At 66.4% G+C, this 19,820-nt stretch carries 18 protein-coding genes; 7 read left to right on the forward strand and 11 right to left on the reverse strand.

What is annotated here, in order from left to right; genetic code table 11:
- Positions 1-22: 22 nt before the first annotated feature.
- The 3 genes from argG to G3O06_RS08100 all read right to left on the reverse strand — a co-directional run bounded on the left by argG (position 23) and on the right by G3O06_RS08100 (position 4,453).
- Positions 23-1,357, reverse strand: a complete 1,335-nt coding sequence (gene argG / locus G3O06_RS08090; protein ID WP_174916059.1) for an argininosuccinate synthase — start codon at positions 1,355-1,357, stop codon at positions 23-25.
- 329 nt (positions 1,358-1,686) lie between these two features.
- Positions 1,687-2,757, reverse strand: coding sequence for an FUSC family protein (locus G3O06_RS08095; protein ID WP_205815682.1), 1,071 nt, complete (start codon positions 2,755-2,757; stop codon positions 1,687-1,689).
- A gap of 163 nt (positions 2,758-2,920) precedes the next feature.
- A complete protein-coding gene (locus G3O06_RS08100) occupies positions 2,921-4,453 on the reverse strand; it encodes a sensor domain-containing diguanylate cyclase (protein WP_205815683.1) in 1,533 nt (510 codons plus the stop codon).
- Positions 4,454-5,045: 592 nt separating this feature from the next.
- Between G3O06_RS08100 and G3O06_RS08105 the strand changes: the two genes are divergently transcribed.
- From G3O06_RS08105 to G3O06_RS08120, 4 genes are all read left to right on the forward strand, one after another.
- Positions 5,046-6,581, forward strand: coding sequence for an amino acid permease (locus tag G3O06_RS08105; protein WP_174916056.1), 1,536 nt, complete (start codon positions 5,046-5,048; stop codon positions 6,579-6,581).
- 264 nt (positions 6,582-6,845) lie between these two features.
- A complete protein-coding gene (locus G3O06_RS08110) occupies positions 6,846-7,091 on the forward strand; it encodes a DUF3717 domain-containing protein (RefSeq protein ID WP_089497522.1) in 246 nt (81 codons plus the stop codon).
- A gap of 179 nt (positions 7,092-7,270) precedes the next feature.
- Complete coding sequence (locus G3O06_RS08115) at positions 7,271-8,188, forward strand: LysR family transcriptional regulator (RefSeq protein ID WP_021157347.1); 918 nt, start codon at positions 7,271-7,273, stop codon at positions 8,186-8,188.
- A 109-nt stretch (positions 8,189-8,297) separates the two neighbouring features.
- The gene (locus G3O06_RS08120; RefSeq protein WP_205815684.1) at positions 8,298-9,113 is read left to right on the forward strand and encodes an alpha/beta hydrolase; all 816 of its coding nucleotides are present in this window, start codon (positions 8,298-8,300) and stop codon (positions 9,111-9,113) included.
- Between the two features lie 37 nt (positions 9,114-9,150).
- Here the strand turns inward: G3O06_RS08120 and G3O06_RS08125 are convergent, their stop codons facing one another.
- The 3 genes from G3O06_RS08125 to G3O06_RS08135 all read right to left on the reverse strand — a co-directional run bounded on the left by G3O06_RS08125 (position 9,151) and on the right by G3O06_RS08135 (position 11,974).
- A complete protein-coding gene (locus G3O06_RS08125) occupies positions 9,151-9,504 on the reverse strand; it encodes a hypothetical protein (RefSeq protein WP_174916054.1) in 354 nt (117 codons plus the stop codon).
- A gap of 179 nt (positions 9,505-9,683) precedes the next feature.
- Complete coding sequence (locus G3O06_RS08130) at positions 9,684-11,288, reverse strand: MlaD family protein (RefSeq protein WP_346779498.1); 1,605 nt, start codon at positions 11,286-11,288, stop codon at positions 9,684-9,686.
- A gap of 23 nt (positions 11,289-11,311) precedes the next feature.
- Entirely contained in the window at positions 11,312-11,974 is a 663-nt protein-coding gene (locus G3O06_RS08135) for a DUF3313 domain-containing protein (protein WP_205815685.1), read from the reverse strand.
- Positions 11,975-12,363: 389 nt separating this feature from the next.
- Between G3O06_RS08135 and G3O06_RS08140 the strand changes: the two genes are divergently transcribed.
- A complete protein-coding gene (locus G3O06_RS08140) occupies positions 12,364-12,966 on the forward strand; it encodes a TetR family transcriptional regulator (RefSeq protein ID WP_175000251.1) in 603 nt (200 codons plus the stop codon).
- Positions 12,967-13,086: 120 nt separating this feature from the next.
- Here G3O06_RS08140 and G3O06_RS08145 read toward each other — a convergent pair whose 3' ends face one another.
- Positions 13,087-13,707: a TetR/AcrR family transcriptional regulator gene (locus tag G3O06_RS08145; RefSeq protein WP_175000250.1), complete on the reverse strand. Its 621-nt coding sequence runs from the start codon at positions 13,705-13,707 to the stop codon at positions 13,087-13,089.
- 94 nt (positions 13,708-13,801) lie between these two features.
- Here G3O06_RS08145 and G3O06_RS08150 point away from each other — a divergent pair, with 94 nt between their 5' ends.
- Positions 13,802-15,043, forward strand: a complete 1,242-nt coding sequence (locus G3O06_RS08150; protein WP_205815686.1) for a glycosyltransferase — start codon at positions 13,802-13,804, stop codon at positions 15,041-15,043.
- Positions 15,044-15,058: 15 nt separating this feature from the next.
- Here G3O06_RS08150 and hutC read toward each other — a convergent pair whose 3' ends face one another.
- The 4 genes from hutC to G3O06_RS48945 form a co-directional block, all read right to left on the reverse strand.
- Positions 15,059-15,754 (reverse strand): histidine utilization repressor, encoded by a 696-nt coding sequence (gene hutC / locus G3O06_RS08155; RefSeq protein WP_174916049.1) that lies wholly within the window; start codon positions 15,752-15,754, stop codon positions 15,059-15,061.
- A 182-nt stretch (positions 15,755-15,936) separates the two neighbouring features.
- A complete protein-coding gene (locus tag G3O06_RS08160) occupies positions 15,937-17,064 on the reverse strand; it encodes a porin (protein ID WP_174968256.1) in 1,128 nt (375 codons plus the stop codon).
- Between the two features lie 177 nt (positions 17,065-17,241).
- Complete coding sequence (locus G3O06_RS08165) at positions 17,242-17,556, reverse strand: hypothetical protein (RefSeq protein ID WP_241019589.1); 315 nt, start codon at positions 17,554-17,556, stop codon at positions 17,242-17,244.
- 209 nt (positions 17,557-17,765) lie between these two features.
- Complete coding sequence (locus tag G3O06_RS48945) at positions 17,766-18,131, reverse strand: hypothetical protein (RefSeq protein WP_241019590.1); 366 nt, start codon at positions 18,129-18,131, stop codon at positions 17,766-17,768.
- Between G3O06_RS48945 and kdpA the strand changes: the two genes are divergently transcribed.
- On the forward strand, positions 18,111-19,814 hold the full coding sequence (kdpA, locus tag G3O06_RS08175; protein ID WP_174968257.1) for a potassium-transporting ATPase subunit KdpA: 1,704 nt from the start codon (positions 18,111-18,113) through the stop codon (positions 19,812-19,814). The two genes, G3O06_RS48945 and kdpA, sit on opposite strands and share 21 nt — an antisense overlap.
- Positions 19,815-19,820 lie beyond the last annotated feature (6 nt).

Genomic DNA, 19,820 nt, shown 5'->3' on the forward strand with positions numbered 1-19,820 from the left:
GCACGGCGTCGAGCGGTGCGACTTACTTCTCGTCGCCCTTGATCTGCGGCAGCGCCGACGTCTCACCCGGCGTCAGCAGCCCGACTTGCGAATACACGCGCAGCTTGTCGCGCGTATCGGTGATGTCGAGGTTGCGCATCGTCAGCTGGCCGATCCGGTCGCGCGGCGAGAACGTCGATGCGACCTTCTCCATCGACAGGCGTTCCGGCTGATACGTGAGGTTCGGCGACTTCGTGCTCAGGATCGAGTAGTCGTTGCCGCGGCGCAGTTCGATCTTCACTTCGCCGGTGATCGCGCGCGCGACCCAGCGTTGTGCGGTTTCGCGCAGCATGATCGCCTGCGGGTCGAACCAGCGGCCCTGGTACAGCAGGCGGCCGAGGCGGCGGCCGTTCTCGCGGTACTGCTCGATCGTGTCTTCGTTGTGGATGCCGGTGACGAGACGCTCGTACGCGATGTACAGCAGCGCGAGGCCCGGGGCCTCATAGATGCCGCGGCTCTTCGCCTCGATGATCCGGTTCTCGATCTGGTCGCTCATGCCGAGGCCGTGGCGGCCGCCGATGCGGTTCGCTTCCAGCAGCAGTTCGACCGGGTCGGTGAACTCGACGCCGTTCAGCGCGACCGGCTGGCCGGCTTCGAAGCGCACCGTCACTTCTTCCGCTGCGATCTTCACGTCGTCGCGCCAGAACGCGACGCCCATGATCGGGTTCACGATCTTGATGCCGCTTTCGAGGCTTTCGAGATCCTTCGCTTCGTGCGTCGCGCCGAGCAGGTTCGAATCGGTCGAGTAGGCCTTCTCGGCCGACATCTTGTACGCGAAACCGGCCTGGTTCATGAATTCGGACATTTCGGCACGGCCGCCGAGCTCGTCGATGAACGTCTGGTCGAGCCACGGCTTGTAGATCTTCAGATCCGGGTTCACGAGCAGGCCGTAGCGGTAGAAGCGCTCGATGTCGTTGCCCTTGTACGTGCTGCCGTCACCCCAGATGTTGACGCCGTCTTCCTTCATCGCGGCGACGAGCATCGTGCCCGTCACTGCGCGGCCGATCGGCGTGGTATTGAAGTACGTGACGCCGGCCGTCGTGATGTGGAACGCGCCGCTTTGCAGCGCAGCGATGCCTTCGGCGACGAGCTGCGCGCGGCAGTCGATCAGGCGGGCGCCGGCTGCGCCGTATTCGATCGCGCGTTTCGGGATCGCGTCGTAATCGTCTTCGTCGGGCTGGCCGAGGTTCGCCGTGTATGCGTACGGGACGGCGCCCTTGAGTTTCATCCAGTGCAGTGCAGCGCTGGTGTCCAGGCCGCCGGAAAAGGCGATACCGACCTTCAGGCCGGTCGGGAGGCTTTCGAGAATCGTGCTCATAGGAATTACCGTGGATTGAAGCCGGTGGGATCGTATTTCGCGGAATATGCGAGTATCGGCTGTCCGGGAGGTTGGGGCAAGGGCTGATTTTCGTGCGGAACCGTCGTCCGGCCTGTCGCGGCGGGCCTGGCGGGCGGTTAACCGGGTGGAGAACGCCACGCAATCCGGTGCGAAATCGCAGTAAAAACAGGCACCGGCGAGCCCGGCTGCGGGCCCTGTTTCCGGGGCCGGATCGGCCGAAAGGCGGGGCTTCCGCCGTCAGGATGCCGGCGCGTCACTCCGAAAGATAATTGAAAGAAAACTAAACGAAGCCCGGATGCCCGCGAACGTCAGATGTTCCACGACTGCGCGGTGTCGAGCAGCTTCTCGCGCAACTGGTCGACTTCCCCGGCCAGCTTGGCCGTGATCGACACATAGCCGGACAACTGCGGAGGCGGCCCATCGTGCGGCGGGTCGGCCGGCCGGCGGCGCGGCGAGAGCCGGCTCGGCGTGCCGAATTTGAGCGCGCGGCTCGCGCCGACCAGCGTATCGCGGATGCGCCGGTTCACGGCCTTCATGTCGACGCGCATGTATTCGCGGGCCGCGACATCGTCGCGGGCCGGCACCGCGCTCGACAGGATCTCCAGATAGCCGATGCACAGGCGCAGGCTGCGCTGGATCGCCTCGAGCTGCGCCATCGACGTCTCGCATTCCTTCGATACCGACGGCATCAGCGAGCGCAGCTGCACGAGCAGCGTGCTCAACGCGGCCATTTCCTTCAGGTGCGCGTCGTCGCTGATCTGGCGGTCGCCCGCGAGCCGCGCATGCACGGCCGCGCACGCGCGCAGCGCGTCGGCGAGCTTGTAGCGCCACGAGTAGGTCGCATAGAGCGGCAGCGCGAACGAGAACGCCAGCGCGATCGCGATGCCGGTCAGCACGTTCACCGCGCGCCACAGGCCGTCGACGATCTCGTTGTCGCCGTGCCCGGCGACGATCACCATCGTGATCGCCGACAGCAGCGCGATATAGCCGGCCTTGCCGATCGCGTGATACGCGCAGAAGCCGCACGCGAGCGCCATCAGCAGGTAGATCGCGAGCGGCGCGTGCACGAACGAATACAGCAGGATCAGCCCGAGCCCCGCGAGCGCGCCGATCGACGTACCGAGCGCGCGCTCGGCCGCTTTCTTGCGGATATTGCCGTGGTGCTGCAGCCCGCCGACGACGATCAGCACGGTGATCGTCGACCACTCGCCGTGCGGCACGTTCAGGCCGGTGGACAGCGCAATCGACACGAGAATCGCGAGGGAGACGCGCGCTGCATGGATCAGCTTCGCGTGCCGGTAGCGGCGATACGGGTCGAGCAGCGGGCGGAGCGCGTTGCGCAGGAGCGGCGGCAGCCGGGTAGGGAGCGGGGTGGTCATGGCGGAGCTGGAGTGGCCGGAACGCGCACGGCGGCCTGCGCGGGCCGGCGCCGCGCCGCATGCGCAGCAGATGTAACGCTAGCCGAACCCGGCAGGACTGTCCACGGCGCGGTCATCCGGCCTGGCCGGTTGCCGCGCGACTTGAGGTCACGTCATCGCGATGTCACGTGTCCGCGGTGCTCGGCTGCGCCTCCAGCACGCGGTTGCGGCCGCCGGACTTCGCGCGGTACAGCGCCTCGTCGGCACGCCGCAGCAGCGTCGCGGCGTTCAGGCGGCCGTCGGCGGCGGTCGCCGTGCCGATGCTCGCCGTGACACGCCCGTACGGGCTTTTCACGTGCTCGATGCCGAGCGCCGCGATCGCGCGCCGGATGCCCTCGGCGACGGTCAACGCGCCTTGCGCATCGGTGTCGGGCAGCGTGACGACGAATTCCTCGCCGCCGTAGCGCGCGACGTGATCGCTGTCGCGCCGCAGGCAGTGCGACGCGGTTTGCGCGACGCGCCGCAGCACGTCGTCGCCGGCCGGGTGGCCGTAGTAGTCGTTGAACGCCTTGAAGTGATCGACGTCGACGAACAGCACCGACAGCGGGCGGCCGCTGCGCGATGCGCGCTGCGCCTCCTTCGCGAGTACGGTGTCGAACGTGCCGCGGTTGTCGAGGCCGGTCAGCGCATCGGTGTGCGCGAGCCGGTACAGCTTCGATTCGGCGACCTGCCGGCGCTTCAGTTCGCGCGACAGCGCCAGCGATCCCCACGCGATGAACCCGGTGAACAGGCACATCAGCACGACGGTCCAGACTGCGCGGTGGTGCCACGATGCGTAGATGTCGATCTCGGCGGGCGCGACGTCGACGATCAGCGGCAAGTCGGCGAGATGCTTGTAAACATAGACGCGCCGGATGCCGTCGATCGCGCCGGTGCCGGTCAGCACGCCTTCGCGGCTGCGCAGCGCCTCGATGAACAGCGGCGAATCGTGCAGGTCGAGGCCGACCACGCGCGCGTCGTAAGGCAGGCGGCTCACGAGTATGCCGTTGAGCTCGGCGATCGCCGCGCTGCCGTGCTTGCCGACCGCGAGGCCGTCGAGCAGCGCGCGGAAGTAGTCGATGCTGAGCGTGCCGACGACGATGCCGGCGAACGTGCCGTCGGGCCGGTTGATCCGGCGGCTGAGCGCGATCGTCAGGGCACCGCCGCGCAGCCGGGACGCATACGGCCGGCTGATGAAGAGGCCCTGCGCGAGCCCGTCGCGATGCACGACGAAATAGTCGCGGTCGGCGAAATTGCCTTGCCGGGCGGGCGACGCGCTCGAATCGATCACGATATTGCCGTGCGCGTCCATCACGAAGATCGACCCGAGAAATTCGCCGGTCGCCGCGCGGTCGAACAGCAGCCGGTGGCGCTGGCGCGGCGACAAGGTCATCAGTTCAGGATCGGCAATGCCGTCGACGACGTTCTGCAGCGACAAATCGTAGAGTTCGATATTGCGCGCGATATCGCGTTCGATCAGCAACATCAGGTTGCGTGCATTTTCGACCGCATGGTCATATGCATCGCGATGCGCCTCGATTAAAAGCGACGTGGAAAGCCCCCAGCTGAACATCAGCAGCACGATCCCCGCAACGAGTACGCCGCGGGGCGACAGAATGCGTGCCACGATCGACGCGGTTTGGCGGCGCAGCGTGGCGGGCAGCGTGAATGACTTCATCCTCGATGGGCGGCGGGCGGCGGATTTTCGCGTCGTTGGCGACTCCGTACGCTGTTTATTTTGAATCGGGGCGCATTATCTCGCGAATTCCCGACATTCGCGTGCACATGCAAAACATGCATGCGGATACGGCGATTCGAAACGATTACGCATCATTACCGCTATGTGCGCGGGTGATTTGATTTGAATCAATTGTCGATATCGGTTGTTTTGTCTGAATAATCCCCCTGATTACCCGGCGATTATGTACGCCGGCGTGGTATCTGGCGGATTGCGACAGGACGGTGGTGAAACGCCGGGCGGATCGGAAAGCCGGATAACCCCCAAAGGTATGGGGTTTTTACGCCGGCCCGCGGCCACGGCCCGGTTCGACGCGGCCAACCCGTTGATTCTGCGAAATCTCCGCGGCGGCGGCGGGCGGCGGCACCTGAGCTGCCCCCGTGACGAATCAGGTAGAATCCGCGCTTCGCCGCAGGCGCCCGCCGCGCAACGCGTATCGGGGCCGCATCGAATGCATCGCAGGACGCTCACCGCGCTCCGATTCCGCATGCGCCGGCTACGGATGCCGGCCCGCTCAACGTTCGTCTCGTTTATGTCCGCAATTCCGAAATCCGACCCATCCGGTTCGCCAGCGAACCCACCCAAGCTTCATCGCGCGCTGAAGGCGCGCCACCTGACGATGATCGCCATCGGCGGCTCGATCGGCACGGGCCTGTTCGTCGCGTCCGGCGCGTCGATCTCGCAGGCCGGCCCTGGCGGCGCGATGGTCGCGTACATGGCGATCGGCCTGATGGTCTATTTCCTGATGACGAGCCTCGGCGAAATGGCCGCGTTCATGCCCGTGTCGGGCTCGTTCGCGACCTACGGCGCGAAATACGTGGACGAAGGCTTCGGCTTCGCGCTCGGCTGGAACTACTGGTACAACTGGGCCGTGACGATCGCGGTGGAGCTCGTCGCCGCGCAGCTCGTGATGCATTACTGGTTTCCGGACGTGCCGGGCGTGTGGTGGAGCGCGGCGTTCCTCGGCGTGATGTTCCTGCTCAACGCGCTGACCGTGCGCGGCTTTGGTGAAGCCGAATACTGGTTCGCGCTGATCAAGGTCGTCACCGTGGTCGCGTTCATCGGCGTCGGCCTGCTGATGATCTTCGGCATTCTGAAGGGCGCGCCGAGCAACGGCTGGGGCAACCTGACGATCGGCGACGCACCGTTCGCGGGCGGCCTGCCGGCGTTGATGGGCGTCGCGATGATCGCGGGCTTCTCGTTCCAGGGCACCGAGCTGATCGGCGTCGCGGCCGGCGAATCGGAAAACCCGCGCACGACGATCCCGCGCGCGGTGCGCCAGGTGTTCTGGCGGATCCTGCTGTTCTACGTGTTCGCGATCTTCGTGATCGGCGTGCTGATTCCCTATACCGACCCGAACCTGCTGAAGACGGACGTGACCGACATCGGCGTGAGCCCGTTCACGCTCGTGTTCCGCCACGCGGGCCTCGCGTTCGCGGCCGGCGTGATGAACGCGGTGATCCTGACGGCCGTGCTGTCGGCCGGCAACTCGGGCATGTACGCGTCCACGCGGATGCTCTACAACCTCGCGACCGAAGGCCGTGCGCCGAGGATCTTCGCGAAGCTGTCGCGCGGCGGCGTGCCGCGCAACGCGCTGTACGCGACGACGGCCGTAGGCGCCTTGTGCTTCTTCACGTCGCTGTATGGCGACAAGACCGTGTACCTGTGGCTGCTGAACACGTCGGGGATGACGGGCTTCATCGCGTGGCTCGGCATCGCGGTCAGCCACTACCGCTTCCGCAAGGGCTACGTGAAGCAGGGCTACTCGCTCGACCAGTTGCCGTACCACTCGAAGTGGTTCCCGTTCGGCCCGCTGTTCGCGTTCGTGCTGTGTCTCGTGATCGCGCTCGGCCAGGACTATCAGGCGTTCCTCGCGAACCGGATCGACTGGGCGGGCGTCGCCGCGACCTATGTCGGCATTCCGCTGTTCCTCGTCGTGTGGCTCGGCTTCCGGTTCCTGAAGAAGAGCCGCTTCGTGCGCTACGAAGACATGGAAATCGCGCCGTGGATCGCCGCGAGCCGCGGCGCGCAGCGGCAGCCGGTGGCGAACCGCGAAACCGCGGGTTGACGCCGGCGCGGCACGTGGCCGCGTGACGTACGACGAAACGGGAAGCCTCGCGCTTCCCGTTTTTTTTGCCCGGCTTTTGCCTGCACGGGGTCAAAGCCGGTTATATTGCCCGACCCTACCGGGCCACGGCCCGGCCGGCGCGAGGCGCGCAGCGCGGATCGGCATCCGGCGCGCGCGACGTGCGGCGGCCGGCGAAATGCCCGGCGTTTTCATCGTTCCGTCCGGGCCGATACGGCCCGCGGAGCGCGCAACCCAGAGGAATCCATGAGCGCATCACCCGCCGAGCGGAAGGCCGGACCCGTTTCCATCGTGCGACTCGAAGCCGCGATCAACGCGTGGCGCGAAGTGTACCCGCCGGCTCCGGACGGCGAGGATGGCTACGCGCTCGACGCCGGCAGCAATTGCCTCGCGGAGCTGTACGGCACGATGATCTGCTACAAACTGCCGGACGTGCCGCTCGACTCGCTGAGCGACGCGCAGCGCGACGCGCTCTACGCGACCGAGGTGTGACGGACGGCGCGTTGCGCCGTCGTTCCGCGGCGTCGATGAAACAACGGGAAGCTCGCGGGCTTCCCGTTTTGCTTTGGGCGGCGCGGAGCCTTGCGTGGCGGTTTGCGCCGCGTGCGGTATCGTGATGACATCATCCGGCCAGGGTTGAACGCCGGATCGCTGTCCGGGAGGCATCGAACATGGAGTTGAGACACCTCCGCTACTTCGTCGCGGTAGCCGAAGAGCGGAATTTCACGCGGGCGGCCGAGCGGCTGCATATCGCGCAGCCGCCGCTGAGCCGGCAGATCCAGCAGCTCGAGGAAGCGCTCGGCGTGCCGCTGTTCGAGCGCAACGCGCGGCCGTTGAAGCTGACCGACGCGGGCCGCTTCTTCTACTCGCACGCGGTGCAGCTGCTCGCGCAGACGACCGAGCTCGAATCGATGACGAAGCGGGTCGGCAAGATCGAGCGCAGCATGTCGGTCGGCTTCGTCGGTTCGACGCTGTACGGGATGCTGCCGAAGATCATCCGGCGCTTTCGCAGCGAGTATCCGGCCGTCGAGCTGAGCCTGCACGAGATGTCGACGATGGACCAGATCAAGGCGCTGAAGGAAGGGCGCATCGACGTCGGGTTCGGGCGCATCCGCCACGAGGATCCGAGCGTGCGGCGCGTCGTGCTGCGCGAGGAGCGGATGATCGTCGCGCTGCCGGTCGGCCATGTGCTCGACAGTGCGAAGCCGGTGCTGTCGCTGCACGATCTCGTGAACGACACGCTGATCATCTTTCCGAAGGCGCCGCGCCCGAGCTATGCGGACCAGGTGCTCGCGGCCTTCCACGATCGTGCGTTGCAGCCGCGCAAGATCTACGAGACGCGCGAACTGCAGATCGCGCTCGGCCTCGTCGCGATGGGCGAGGGCGTGTCGGTCGTGCCGCACAGCGTGTACGGGCTGAAGCGCGACGACATCAGCTACAAGCCGCTCGACGATCCGAACCTCGTGTCGCCGATCATCATGAGCATGCGGATGCTCGACGAATCGGAGGACATCCGCGCGATGCAGGCGCTGATCTACCGGCTGTACGACGAGGCGCAGATGGAGTATCTGCCGCCGCAGCCCGAATGAACGCGCGGGCGGTGGGGGCTTGCTTGACGCTGTGTACGGGCGCGGGCCAACATCGCAGGATCCGACACGGCCGCCGAGGGGCGGCCGCTTTCATGCAGACGACAGACACATGACCGATATCCTGATCGAGGAGACATCCGTCGAGACGCCGCAAGGGCGCCTCTTTGCGAAACGCTGGCGCGGTGGTCCGGCGCAACAGGCGGCGGGTGCGTCGAAACAGTCCGCACCGATCGTCCTGCTGCACGATTCGCTAGGCTGCGTCGACCTGTGGCGCGACTTCCCCGCGCAACTCGCGAGCGCCACGCAGCACGACGTGATCGCCTACGACCGCCTCGGTTTCGGCCGTTCCGATCGTCATCCGGGGACACTCGGCACGACGTTCGTGCGCGACGAGGCCGATCACGCGTTCGCGGCACTGCTCGAACAACTGGGCGTTGATACGTTCGTCGCGTTCGGGCACAGCGTCGGCGGCGGGATGGCGGTCGGGTGTGCGGCCGCGTATCCGGCGCGTTGTCGCGCGCTCGTGACGATCGCCGCGCAGGCATTCGTCGAGGATCGCACGCTGGCCGGTATCCGCGACGCGGGGCAGCAGTTCGACGAACCGGGCCAGCTCGACCGGCTTGCGCGCTATCACGGCGACAAGGCCGAATGGGTGCTGCGCGCGTGGGTCGACACGTGGTTGTCGCCGGCATTTCGCGACTGGAATCTCGACGACGAATTGCCGCGCGTGCAATGCGCGACGCTCGCGATTCACGGCGAAGACGACGAATACGGGTCCGACGTGCATCCGAAGCGGATCGCCGCGCGCGTTGCGGGGCCGTCGTCGTATCTGTTGCTCGGCCAGTGCGGGCACATGCCGCACCGCGAGCGGACCGACGACGTGCTGGCCGCCGTGACGACGTTCCTGCGCGACGCGCTCGCCTGAGCGCTGCTGCCACCGGCGGGCGGGCGCCCGCCGGCCATCAGAACGCGAGCTGGATCACGAGATCGATCGCAAGCAATGCGATCGAGCAGCCGATCCCGAGGACTACGTTCGGCAGCCGGTGCTCGAAGTCGCGATGATCCTTGCGCATCGCGGCGCCGAGCAGGAAGATCGCCTCGACGACGATCTGCAGCCCGACGAACAGCAGCATCAGCAGATACTCGTAACCCATCTGCTTGAACGCGGCGAATTGCATCCCGTGATCGCGGATCCATTGGCCGACGCGCAGCAGTTCGTACACGAACAGCAGGGCGGGAAACAGGTAGCTGATGAAATAGGTCGGCGCGGTGGCGTGCCGTAGTTCGAGGTGGAAGTGCTGATGCGTGGTGGCCATCACGAATCCCTCCTTGCAACGCATGATTGCGGTCGCGACGGCGGCGCGACAACGTGCAAACGAAGGGATTACCCGAAGCGTCGTGCGCAGCCGTACGACATCAGCATACTGCTGCACGGGAAATTTGGCATGCGATGCGTGCGTTCGTCGTAAAAATGCATCTGCGCCGCGCGACGCATCTATCGCGCCGTATTCGACGGACGCGCTGCACCGGCGGGTTGCGTGGTGCGCGATGCATTCGGCAGCCACCCCTCCGGATGCTGTTCCAGATCGTCGGCCAACGCGCGCAGCGCGCTTGACGTTCGCGCGAATTGCGTCAGCGTGCGGCGGACGTTCGATGTATCGGCACCTTGTTGCGCGAGCATCGCCTGCGCGGCCGTGAATGATTGCCGTGCGGTGCCCAGCGCGATGCGTGCATGCGGTGCGAGTTCGGTATCGAGTTGCTTGAACAGCGCATCGGTGTTCGCGAGTGCCGCATTCATATCCATGCCCATGCGATCGAGCGGCAACCGGGAAAGCGTGCCGGCGATATCGGTAATCTGCACGCGCAGCACGTCGAGCGTGCCGGGCACGGTCGGCAACACGATCGGCTCGCGATTCGTGTCGACCGATGCGGGCGGTGCATGCGGGAACATGTCGAGTGCGACATACGAGCGGTTCGCGATCGGGTTGCCGACGCGCAACTGGCCACGCAAGCCGCGCGCGACGAGCGTGCGCAGCAGCGCCTTGCCGGCTTCACTGGCGCCGTTGCCGAGCACGTCGCGATAGCGCTGCCCGAGGCGATCGGGATAGAGCGCCATCGTCACGCGCATCGTGACGTCGCCGCGTGCTGCATCGTATTCGGTACCGACGGCCGTCACGTTGCCGAGTTCGATGCCGCGAAATTCCACCGGCGCGCCGACCTCGAGGCCGCGCAGCGAACGATCGAAACGCATCACGACGGGCGCGGCCGCCGCGTTCGGCGTGCGCATCGCGTCGATTTCGTCATCGGCCACGCGAAAGCGCGCGCCGTCCGGCGCCGCGATGCCCGGTGCGCGCCCGGGTGGCGACGCGAATGCAAGCGCACCGCTGAACAATGCGGCGATCGACGGCGTGTCGAGCTTCATGCCGCCCGCACCGAGCCGCAGGCCGAGGCCGCCGGCCTGCCACCAGCGCGCATCGACGTCGACGGTTCGATCGAAGGGCGCGGCGACGAACACGTCGATCGAGACGCCGTGCCCGTTGGGATCGAGCGCATAGCCGGTCACCTGGCCGACGCGTGCGCGCCGGTGATAAACGGGCGAACCGATCGCGACCGAGCCGAGCGATGTCGCGTGCAGCGTGTAGTGACGGCCGCCTTCTTCGGTGACAGGCGGCGCATCGAGCCCGGCGAACGTCGTGCGCGCTTCGCGCGAATGGCCAAGCGCGGCCGCGATGTACGAACCGGACAGCACCGTATCGAGACCGGAGAGGCCACCGGGCCCGATGCGCGGCCGCACGATCCAGAAGCGTGTGTCCGCCACCGCCAGTGCGTGCGCGTCGGCATCCAGCCGTACATCGATCATCACGCCCGGTTGCCCGCGCAACGCGCGAACGCGAGTGACGCGGCCGATTTCGACATTGCGCAGCCGCAGCGTCGATCGGCCGGCCGCCAGCCCGTCGGCGGTCGCGAAGGCGATCGTGATCGTCGGCCCGCGGCTGCCGAGCGACGCGATGCCCCATGCGAGGCAGAGCACAGCGGCCGCGAGCGGCACGATCCAGACGAGCGCCGCCCGCGCACGCGCCGGCACGCCTCTGCGCAACACGGGCCAACGTGCGCCGGCGGGTTTCAGTCGAATTGCGCGACGAGTGCATCGGCGCCCTTGTCGATGCCTGTCTTTGCCGCGCTGAGCGCGCCGAAACTCGCACCGATGTTCATCGCATTCGGATACTGCTTCGTCACGTACGCGTTGATCAGTTGGTTCGTCGATGCATCGCGGATCTCCACCGCGTACATGACCGAGCCCGTGAACGCGCCTTCGCGCCCACGGATCGCCTGCACGCCGTTGTATACGTTGCCCGCGAGATCGAAGTGCGCGAATGCGCCGGCAAACGTCGTCGTCGTCACGGCGCCCGTGAGCGTCAGCTTGACGCGCAGCGTGCCGGGGCCCGGAGCGCTGGTCAGTTCGAAGCGCTTGCCGAGCTTTTTCGCGAACGTGTCGCCCATGTACGTGGCGAGCGTCGACTTGTCCTGGTCGGTCAGGTCACCGAACTGATGGTCGGTGCCGCGATAGATGGCCACCGGATCGAGGATCAGCTTCCGGTAGATGTGCCAGTCGGCCGGCAATGCGTAGCGGTAGGGCACGCGGCCGGACTTGTCCTGCGGATCGCTGCGCAGGTATGGCGACGATTCGATACCGCTGTAACGGCCGGGCTGGACGCCGGCGCATCCGGCGAGCGCGAAGCAGAGCGCGGCGTTGAGCAGGTGGCTGGACTTGAACAAAGGGTTCATCTGACGCTCCGGGTCGGGGTTCGCGCCGGTAGAGCCGGGCGAAGGGTGGTGAAACTGGGCGGCATCGCCGCTTCGGGTTAATGAAAAAAACCAACCAGACGGTTTGTTTTTGGGGCGCAGTAACCCCATGAATAGCGGGAGTAACAAGCCGTCGGGCAACGGTGATCGGCCGGATAGCCCGGCTGCGGGCCGTGTTCACATCGCGCAGCGTGATGCGCGGTGCGCCCCCGCATCCGGCCAGGCCCGATGCGGGAGCCGATCGTAGCACCGCCATTTCTGGAAGTAAACCGACCAGGCGGTTTGTTTGTGATAGACTCCGCGCACTTCCTTCATACGATCGTGCCGGTCCGGCGCGGCCGCATTGCATGACTCCATAGCGGGGACAGTTCATGGACAACCCGACGCGTTCCGAGCGAACGCGCACTGCCGCGATCCAGGCGGCGCTCGCGATCCTCGAGCGCGACGGCCCGGGCAAGCTCACGTTCGATGCGATTTCGCGCGAAAGCGGCATCAGCAAGGGCGGGCTGATGCATCAGTTCCGCACGAAAGGCGATGTGCTGAACGCGCTGATGGAACATCAGCAGGACTACTACCAGCGATTCCAGCGCGACTACCTGGCCGCACGCGATCCGGGCGAGGCCCAGCCGACGCTGTCCGCGCAGATTGCGACGATGCGTGAAGTGATCGACCAGCAGCCGTCGGCGGCGCTCGCGATCATGGCGGCGCTGGTCGAGGATCCCACGCCGCTGCAGCAAGTGCGGGATATCGACGCCGAGAACGCGAAGCGCATCGCGGCCGAATCCGGCGATCCCGATCTTGCGCTGCTGCGCTGGAAGGCGGCCTGGGGGCTCGCGCTGTCGGCGATGTTCGGGCTGTGCCCGTTGTCGGCCGACGAGCGCGCGCGGCTGTTCGACCGGCTGCTCGACGAGACGCAATGGCCGTCGGGAAGCAGCGATGCCGCGCCGGCCGCGAAATCGGCTCGGAAAAAATGAAACGCGCGTTTGTTGCATGCGGGGTGGCGGTCGTCCGCTTCGGGCGCTCGCTGCTCGCGGTCGTGCTCGGGCGCTTGTGATCCAATGAGCGCCTGACCGGCCACCACTCACCGGCGCCGCTCAGCTTTTCGCTTCCGCGCCTTCGACAAACAGCTTCGCGACCGCCTGGAACTCCCGTTTCAGCGACAGCCCCGGCACGGTCAGCCAGCGCAGCATCGCCGCGAGATACAGGTGATGGAACCACGTCGCGAGCTGGTCGGCGCGCAGCGCGCCGTTCAGTTCGCCGGATTGCTGCCCGGCTGCGATCAGTTGCTGCCACACGAGCGCGATATCGCTGCCGTTCTCTCCACCGCTTTCCGGTTCGACCGCGCCGATGCTCAGGAAGCGATGGCGCAAATACGCGAGCAGGTAGGCGGGATGCTGCTCGCACCACGCCGCCGACGCGTCGAGCACGCAGCCGATGCGCGACGCGAAGGTCTTGCGTCGCGCGACGTCTCGCTGCAGATGCGCGAGATCGCGTGCGAGTTCACCTTCCAGCCAGTGCGCGAGCACGGCTTCCTTCGTTGCAAAGTGGTTGTACAGCGTGCGCTTCGCGACATCGGCCTGCGCGGCAATCTGTTCCATCGTGACGGCTTCATAGCCGTGCGCGTCGAACAGGCGTGCGCCGGTGGCGGCGAGATGCGCGAGCATCTGGATGCGCTTGCGTGCGCGGCGGCCCGGATCGTCGGTCGGAATCGGCATGGAGAGAGGTTGACTGAAAGTGCACGAGTTGCATTAGTATACGACGTGCACTTTTTTGAATCCACCCATTGCCGCCGCGCACGAGGAGTCACGCATGAAGCTCGTCATTGCCACCTACGGCACCGAAGGCGACACGCGCCCGCTCGCGGCGCTCGGCCGTGCGCTGATCGATGCCGGTCACGATGTCCGGCTGCTGGCCGATGCGGCAACGCTCGGCGCGGCCGCGGCGCTCGGTGTGCCGTCGGCGCCGTTGTCGGGCGATATCCGCGGGGCGATTGCGCCGGATGGCGCGTTGGCGGATGCGGTGCGCGGGCGTGGTGGTTTCAACGACACGTCGAAGGCGCTCGCGGCGATCGCCAATGCGAACACGGCCGCGTGGATGCGGGAGATCACGGATGCATCGGAAGGCTGCGACGCGATCCTCGTGTCGGGGCTCGCATCGTTCGTCGGCTTGTCGGTCGCCGAGTATCGCGGCGTGCCGGCGATCGGCACCGGCATGATCCCGATCACACCCACTGCGGAATTCGCGTCGCCATTCCTGCCACCCGGCAAACTGCCGCGCTGGCTGAACCGCGCGAGCCACCGGTTCGTGAACGCGCTGTTGTGGCAGGCGTTCAGGAAGGCGACGAATGCGGCGCGAGCGAGCGTGTGCGGGTTGCCGCCGCGCAAGCATGTGTGGACCGATCATCCGATGCTGTACGGCGTGTCGCCGGCGCTGCTGTCCGGCCCTGGCGACTGGCCGTCGAATGTGCAGGCATGCGGCCAGTGGCGGATCGATGCGCGGGCATGGGAACCGCCACCCGAGCTCTCGGCTTTTCTCGAAGCGGGAGAGCCGCCCGTGTACATCGGTTTCGGCAGCATGGCCGGCTTCGATCGCGCCGCGATGGTCGATGCGCTCGTGCACGCGCTCGCCGGCCGGCGAGCGTTGTTCTATCCGGGCTGGAGCGGCATCGATGCGTCGATGCTGCCGGCGCACGTTCACGTGATCGGCGATACGCCGCACGACTGGCTGTTCTCGCGCGTGTCGATGGCGATCCATCACGGCGGATCGGGCACCACGCATTCGGCTGCACGGGCCGGCATTCCGTCGGTCGTCGTGCCGTTCGCGGGCGATCAGTTCTTCTGGGCGAACCGGCTGCAAAGGCTCGGCGTGGCGGATGCGCCGGTGGCGGGGCGGCGCGTTGACGCCGCTGCGCTTGCGCGGGCCATCGCGTTTGCCGAACGGGACGAAACGAAAGCGCGCGCGCTCGAACTCGGCGCGCGCATTGCGCAAGAGGAAGGTTTGAAGCGGGCCGTCAGTGCGATCGAGCGATGGGGGCAGCGGGGCGCGCGGTAAGCCCGCGCAGCAACCTCAGAAATGCCCGGTGAACCGATAGCGGCTGCCCGGGTGCCACAGATTGGCGACCGACGCGACCAACCCCTGCGACCACGTGCGCCGATGCAGCAGCAGGCACGGCTCGCGGTCGTCCATCGTCAGGTGGCGGCGCGTTTCGGCGTCGGGCATCGCGGCCTCGATCCGGTATTCGACGCGCTGCAGCGGCGCGACGCGCGTCAGGTACTGGTTCGGCGTCGTGGTCGTGAAGTCCTGCAACGCATACTCGGGCGCGCAGGCCGGATTGACCCAGCGTTCCTCGAGCTGCACGGGCGTGTCGTTCTCGAAGTGCAGCACGCGCGAATGGAAGATCGGGCTGCCCGTGTCGATCTGCAGCTCGTCGGCGAGCTTCGCATCGGCGACGGCCGCGCCCACCTGCAGCACCTGCGCGCGATAGCCGTGGCCGCGTGCGGCGACTTCGTCCGAGATGCTGCGGATCGCGACGAGCGTCGATTCGTACTTCGGCGACGCGACGTACGTACCGGAGCCGCGCGTGCGCGTGAGCACCTGCTCGGCGGTCAGCTCGCGCAGCGCGCGGTTGACGGTCATCCGCGCGACGTTGAATTCGCGCGCAAGCTCGTTCTCCGACGGCACCTGGTCGCCTTCCGCCCATTCGCCGGCATGAATGCGCGCGAGGATGAAGTCCTTGATTTCCTGATAGATCGGTGTGGTCATGGGATCACGATTCGAGAGTCGGCAGCGGCCCGCCGCCGAATGCCGATCCGGCGCGCGCCCGGCGCCGAGTGTACCGGTTTCGCGGACGCGCAGGCCCGGATTCCCCGAATGATCCCTTTTTGGCCGACGCGCGTCCATGCGGGATTGCACAGAGCGGCCGGCCCTGGACAGCCGGCGTGCGGTCAGAACCGATGCCGGATGCCGACCGTCGCGACCACCTGCGTGTTGGTCGACGAAGCCGCGAGCCCCGTGACGTTCGCGAAGCCGAGCGTCGCGCCGGACGGCACGCCGAACTGGTGCTGGTAGACGGTTTCCGCGTACACGTCGGTGCGCTTGCTCAGCGCGTAATCGGCCATCAGCGTCACCTGGTGCCATTTCGGCCGGTGGCTGCCGGTTGCGTCGTCGTAGCGGCCGTTGGTGAACGTATAGGCGCCCGCGAACGAGACGGCCGGCGTCAGCGCATAGCGCGCGTTGACCTCGAAGTTGTCGAAGCGCAGCGCGTTCAGCGCGCCGGGCAGCGACGACGCGGCCGTTTCGTCGAACATCGAATGCGTCCACAGCGCGCCGACCGTCAGCCGGTCGAACGCGTAGCTGCCGCCTGCACCCATCACGCGCTGGCGCACGGCCGGGAAGTTCGGGCCGTCGTTGGTCGACAGTGCACCGCCGGCCGTGAGCCCGCCGCGATTGAGCTGCAGGTACGCGGCGCCAAGGCTGACCGGCCCGTTCGCATACGACACGCCCGCGCTGTATGCGCGGTTGTTCGCGAAGCCACCGGCCGCGTTGCTGAACCCGTACAGGCCGCCGAACTGCCAGCCGGCGAGCGTCGGGCTCGTGTATTTCACCGCGTTGTCGATGTAGAACGAATCGTCGATGTTGTCGTTGTCGAACGGGTGCGATGCGAGGTTGTTGCCGTCGCCGTTGTTCGCCATCGCGAGCGGGCCGAGGTAGTCGACCACGGCGTCGTACTGCCGGCCGAGCGTCAGCGCGCCGTACTGGTCGCTCTGCAGGCCGACGTACGCGCGGCGGCCGAACATCGTGTTCTTGTAGGACTGCGTGCCGTTGTTCAGGTTGAAGCCGTTCTCGAGGCGGAACAGCGCATGCAGGCCGCCGCCGAGATCCTCGTTGCCGCTCAGGCCGAAGACCGTATTCGACAGCAGGCCGCTGCCTTGCTGCCACGCGCTCTTACCTGACTGGTTGTTCGTATAGGCGATACCGGCATCCAGCATCCCGTAGAGCGTGACGCTGCTTTGCGCATGCGCGGCGGCGCTGAGGAACGCGAGGGAGAGGGTACCGACGACTGCTTTTTTCATTGTTTGCTTCCTGGAAAGGCCCGTAGCGACGGGAACGACGATCCGTTGCGCGCACCGGCGGCGAACAGGCGCGGCTCGTGACGAACCGCGCGCGTTCGCACCGGAGACGCGCGTTCGAATCGATGAAAGGGGAGCGGGCGCGTGACGCGTGTCACGCGCGGCCGCAACGGACGCCGGCTAGTGCTGCAGCAGGCGGATCGTGCCGAACTCGGCGGCCGGAAGCAGGCGGAGGATCGACAGGATGGCGGGCGACGCCTGCGACCGCGCGACTTCAAGCTCGATGCACGCGCGCCCGGTGCGGTTGTCGATCGCGGCCGTATAGAAATTGAGCGCGGTGCCGACCGCCTGGTGCAGCAGGCGCCGCACGACGGCGAGGTTGTCCGATTCGACGCGGATCGACAGCAGCACGAACTCGTCGGCAGGGCACCGGCGCCGCGAACGAACGGGCGGCAGATCGCGTGAAGCGGCGGTTTCGGTTCTGGTCGGTTTCATGCTGGCACCCCGGGTCGCATCGTGCTCCGCACCGCGGAGATTTCGTCTTGGACATGCCGCCCATTCTAGGAATCGCGGTGACGATACGGTGTATAGACTCGAACCGGCCCTGAAAAGAACGTATAAAAACGCTATCGCCACCGGCTTTCGTCTTTACAGCTTTTTTATTCCTTGTAAAGAAATTGAACACCGCTTTGATACGCGGATTTCTACACTGTCGCATCCCATTCGCCAGATGAGCATGGGGGCGTCACCGGGGCTTGCGCCGACACGGCAAGGCCCGAGACGCCAACGATCGCGCAGCGTTGCCGCGCATACGAAAAAAGGGGAAAGCCATGTTGTGGATCACCGGCGCGTTGTCGCTCGCGCTCTTTATCTATCTGTTTCATGCTTTGATCAAACCCGAGCGGTATTGATCGGCGCGATTCAACAGGAATTCGAAAATATCGGTGGATGTCATGAGCGATCTGCTTTTCATTCTGTTCACGCTCGCGTTCTTTGCCTTGACGGCGGGTTTCATCACCGGCCTTGACCGGATCTGAGCGAGCGTCGACATGTTCAACAATCTCATTCAATTTGCGATCGTTCTCGCGATCATGCTTGCGCTGGTGCCCGTCGTCGGGAAATGGCTCGCGCACGCCTTTACGAGCCCGCGCCACGCGTGGGTCGAACGCCGTACCTATGCGCTGCTCGGCGTGAACCCCGACGAAGCGATGTCGTGGCAACGCTACGGCATGGTGCTGCTGCTCAGCAATGCCGGGATGATGCTGGTCGGCTACCTGCTGCTGCGCATCCAGGACGCACTGCCGTTCGATGCGCTGCAGCGCGCCGCGCAAAGCCCGGACCTCGCGTTCAACACGGCCGCGTCGTTCATCACCAACACGAACTGGCAGGCGTATGCGGGCGAGAGCAGCCTGTCGAACTTCTCGCAGATGGCCGTCATCACGTTCCTGATGGTGGTCAGCGCGGCGACCGGCGTTGCGGCCGCGGGCGGCTTCATCCGCGGGCTGAGCCGCAAGAGCGCGGCGGACCTCGGCAACTACTGGGTCGATTTCACGCGCGTGACCTATCGCGTGCTGCTGCCGCTCAGCTTCGTGATGGCGCTCGTGTACGTGTGGCAGGGCATGCCGCAGACGCTCGCGTCCGATGCGTGGGCGACCACGCTCGAAGGCGCGCGCCAGCAGATCGTGATGGGGCCCGTTGCCAGCCTCGAATCGATCAAGCATATCGGCACGAACGGCGGCGGCTTCTTCAGCATGAACGCCGCGCATCCGTTCGAGAACCCGACGCCGCTCACCAACACGCTGCACATGCTGTCGATGCTGCTGATTCCGTCCGCGCTGACCTATGCGCTCGGCACGATGATCGGCCGGCGCCGCCAGGGCTGGGTGATCCTCGCTGCGTTCGTCGTGATGTTCGTCGGCTTCCTGGCCGTGATCTATTCGGCCGAGCAGCACGGCAATCCGCTCGTGGCCGGGCTTGGAGTCGACCAGCAGATGAGCGCCACGCAGCCGGGCGGCAACATGGAAGGCAAGGAGATGCGCTTCGGCATCGCGCAGACGAGCCTGTTCGCCACCGTCACGACGGCCGCGACCACCGGGTCGGTCGACGCGATGCATGACTCGCTGACGCCGCTCGGCGGGCTCGTGCCGATCGCGCAGATGATGCTGAACAACGTATTCGGCGGCGACGGCGTCGGGCTGATCAACCTGTTCACGTTCGCGATCCTCACGGTGTTCCTGGTCGGGATGATGATCGGGCGCACGCCGGAATTCCTCGGCAAGAAGATCGAGGCGCGCGAGATGAAGCTCGTGATGCTCGCGGTGCTTGCGCATCCGTTCAGCATCCTCGGCTTCACCGCCGTGGCGTCGATGCTGCACTCGACGATGGACAGCCTCGCGAACCTCGGCCCGCACGGCTTCAGCGAAGTGCTGTACGCGTACACGTCCGGCACCGCCAACAACGGCTCCGCGTTCGCGGGCCTGAACGCGAACACGCCGTTCTTCAACACGACGATCGGCTTCGCGATGCTGATCGGCCGCTACCTGACGCTGCTGCCGATGCTCGCGGTCGCGGGCAGCCTCGCCGCGAAGAAGAGCGTGCCGGAAAGCGCGGGCACGCTGTCGACGTCGACGGGCCTGTTCGCCGGCCTGCTGGTCTTCGTGATCCTGGTCGTCGGCGGTCTCACGTTCCTGCCCGCGCTCGCGCTCGGCCCGGTCGTCGAGCACCTGATGATGTCCGGCGGCCAACTGTTCTGAGGAAAA

The organism is Burkholderia sp. Ac-20345 (assembly GCF_017104825.1).
Taxonomy (GTDB): domain Bacteria; phylum Pseudomonadota; class Gammaproteobacteria; order Burkholderiales; family Burkholderiaceae; genus Burkholderia; species Burkholderia lata_B.

Excerpts from the sequence above, each read along its gene's own strand:
- argG (WP_174916059.1), bottom strand. The coding sequence starts at position 1,357 with ATGAGCACGATTCTCGAAAGCCTCCCGACCGGCCTGAAGGTCGGTATC.
- G3O06_RS08095 (WP_205815682.1), bottom strand. The coding sequence starts at position 2,757 with ATGACCACCCCGCTCCCTACCCGGCTGCCGCCGCTCCTGCGCAACGCG.
- G3O06_RS08100 (WP_205815683.1), bottom strand. The coding sequence starts at position 4,453 with ATGAAGTCATTCACGCTGCCCGCCACGCTGCGCCGCCAAACCGCGTCG.
- G3O06_RS08105 (WP_174916056.1), top strand. The coding sequence starts at position 5,046 with ATGTCCGCAATTCCGAAATCCGACCCATCCGGTTCGCCAGCGAACCCA.
- G3O06_RS08110 (WP_089497522.1), top strand. The coding sequence starts at position 6,846 with ATGAGCGCATCACCCGCCGAGCGGAAGGCCGGACCCGTTTCCATCGTG.
- G3O06_RS08115 (WP_021157347.1), top strand. The coding sequence starts at position 7,271 with ATGGAGTTGAGACACCTCCGCTACTTCGTCGCGGTAGCCGAAGAGCGG.
- G3O06_RS08120 (WP_205815684.1), top strand. The coding sequence starts at position 8,298 with ATGACCGATATCCTGATCGAGGAGACATCCGTCGAGACGCCGCAAGGG.
- G3O06_RS08125 (WP_174916054.1), bottom strand. The coding sequence starts at position 9,504 with ATGGCCACCACGCATCAGCACTTCCACCTCGAACTACGGCACGCCACC.
- G3O06_RS08135 (WP_205815685.1), bottom strand. The coding sequence starts at position 11,974 with ATGAACCCTTTGTTCAAGTCCAGCCACCTGCTCAACGCCGCGCTCTGC.
- G3O06_RS08140 (WP_175000251.1), top strand. The coding sequence starts at position 12,364 with ATGGACAACCCGACGCGTTCCGAGCGAACGCGCACTGCCGCGATCCAG.
- G3O06_RS08145 (WP_175000250.1), bottom strand. The coding sequence starts at position 13,707 with ATGCCGATTCCGACCGACGATCCGGGCCGCCGCGCACGCAAGCGCATC.
- G3O06_RS08150 (WP_205815686.1), top strand. The coding sequence starts at position 13,802 with ATGAAGCTCGTCATTGCCACCTACGGCACCGAAGGCGACACGCGCCCG.
- hutC (WP_174916049.1), bottom strand. The coding sequence starts at position 15,754 with ATGACCACACCGATCTATCAGGAAATCAAGGACTTCATCCTCGCGCGC.
- G3O06_RS08160 (WP_174968256.1), bottom strand. The coding sequence starts at position 17,064 with ATGAAAAAAGCAGTCGTCGGTACCCTCTCCCTCGCGTTCCTCAGCGCC.
- G3O06_RS08165 (WP_241019589.1), bottom strand. The coding sequence starts at position 17,556 with ATGAAACCGACCAGAACCGAAACCGCCGCTTCACGCGATCTGCCGCCC.
- kdpA (WP_174968257.1), top strand. The coding sequence starts at position 18,111 with ATGTTCAACAATCTCATTCAATTTGCGATCGTTCTCGCGATCATGCTT.